The organism is Anaerostipes sp. (assembly GCF_018381315.1).
Lineage (GTDB): Bacteria > Bacillota > Clostridia > Lachnospirales > Lachnospiraceae > Anaerostipes.
In genome coordinates this window covers 1-2002 of the sequence record NZ_JAGZSD010000047.1, presented here as the reverse complement: position 1 = coordinate 2002, position 2002 = coordinate 1, and the positions used below count along the sequence as shown (strand labels likewise).

General features: G+C 46.4%; 2 protein-coding genes. Both read right to left on the bottom strand.

All coding sequences use genetic code 11. The annotated features are described in order from the left end of the window. Nucleotides 1-114: 114 nt before the first annotated feature. Complete coding sequence (locus tag KH180_RS16595; protein ID WP_290762478.1) at nt 115-1392, bottom strand: IS110 family transposase; 1278 nt, start codon at nt 1390-1392, stop codon at nt 115-117. 408 nt (nt 1393-1800) lie between these two features. Continuing rightward, a partial coding sequence (locus tag KH180_RS16590; RefSeq protein WP_290762475.1) for a hypothetical protein occupies nt 1801-2002 on the bottom strand: 202 nt, incomplete at its 5' end.

Here is a 2002-nt window from a genome sequence, read left to right as displayed (position 1 = left end):
AAAAAAGCAATTTGGTAATATGTCAAGAGGAAAATGAAAAAGATTTTTTAAGAAAAGGGTAACTTTAATAGACCTACGGTTCAAAAGAAACGTAAGTTCGATTTGCGCTATGGATTACCTACTCTTTTCCACAGAGTAGAGTTGGCTTTTGTCCAGCAGTCCAAAAAGCATACGTATCAGTTTACGGGAAGTCAACGCGAGCGCTCGTTTGTGCTGATGGTTTTTTACCTCAGCAAATTTCTTATCATAAAAAGCTTTGTATTCCGGACAGTGCTTAATAACACTCTCTGCGGCCTCTATCATGTAATACCGCAGATAGCGGTTGCCGGCTTTATTCATAGGTGTGTCCTCGGCTTCAAACTTGCCGGACTGGTTTTTTTTCCAGACAATTCCGCAATACTTGGCAAGTGCATCATTGTTCTTAAAACACTTAATGGTGCCAATTTCAGCCAGGATGCCGCTGGCATAAACCTTACCGATTCCGGGAACAGAGTTTAGGATCTGATACTCGACAGGGTTCAGCCCTTTCACTGTTTTCAAAATAGCATCATCAATGGCTTTGAGTTCTTTTTCAAAGGCACTGATGCAGTTGAAAGAACATCCGATCGAGACCGTCAGGGGTTCATAAAGACACTTGTCCAGCCGGTAAGAAGCATTTGCAGCCTTTTGAAGCAGATAAGCGGTCTGCTCCGGGTCAGAGATGCGGCCATGGCTTCTGGAGCTGATAAATGCGATCAGTTCATCTACCGGAGCATTTACAATGTCTTCGGTAGAAAGGAAGTCGGTCAGGACTGCCTCAGCGGTAGCACCGTATTTATTGGAAAAGGGATGCTCATCTCTGTTCAGCATGGCAAACTCGCTGAACTTTAAGAAGATGTTGTTAAGCATATAGGTTTTCTCACTGGCAATACATTCCGTAATGTGAAGCCGGTGCCTGGTAAGGCGCTGGAGGGCAAGATACTGAGCCCCGCGCCACGGCTGGATTTTAATGCGTCCAACCCTGGCGAAATCGGCAATGACAAAGGAATCAATGCCATCATTCTTATCAAGAGAATTGAAGGATTCCTTATATTTTGCTACTTCCTTGGGGTTGAGGCAGTAAACCTTCGTGGAGAAGGGAGCCAGCTTTTCACAAGTGGAAAGATAATTGGCGATATGTACGCCGTAAAAGCCGGTGGACTCTAAGCCGATGATAACGGAATGGAACTCGTGATGCTGCTCCAGAACCCCGGCAATCATCTTCTCTATCTGCTCCGCGCCGTACTGGGCGTTAGGAACGGCAGCCATCTGAATGAGGAACTCCTGCTCGAAATTCAAAGCAGAGACAACGTTTAAGCGGGACCCAATGTCGATTCCAACGAAAAGCGTTGACAGGTAATCGATTTTCTTCATGTGTAATCACCACCTTTCAGGTAAGGATGGGGAAGCAGAGCCAAAGCTTATCCCGATTCGATGCACCCGCTGAAGTCTCGCGTTATCAGCATTGCTCCAGTAGAAATACCCTGCTGGAGGCTAGAACTGGAGATGCAGCATTTGTGTAAGCAGTCAGGGGCACACCGTCTGGGCTGCAAGCTTTTTGAGCAATAGCCATAGGCTTTGAGGACAGGCAGCAGCAGTGACCTTAGCTAAGATTCCACTGGAAATCATTATAGCATCGGGAAGCTCTGGTATAAAGTAACTTGTAAGTGGTATAGATGGGATAAGGAGGAACCAGCACTCCTGATATGACATCATAGAATATCCTTATATCTATACCAAAAAAAATAAGTCTATAGCCTGTTTTACTTGGCTATAAACTTATTATACGAGACAGGCAGAAACTGAAAACCGAATCAGTTTCTGAGATGCCCATTCACGGTGAACCACCATAAAGGGTTCACCGTGAATGGGCATCGGACCGTCTTTTTTGATGCCTGCGGGCTTAGTTCCACTTACGGTTGGAAGCCGACTTCCCACGCCGTCAGACCACGGCCCGCCCCGCAGGTTCCAAGCCCCAGCCCGG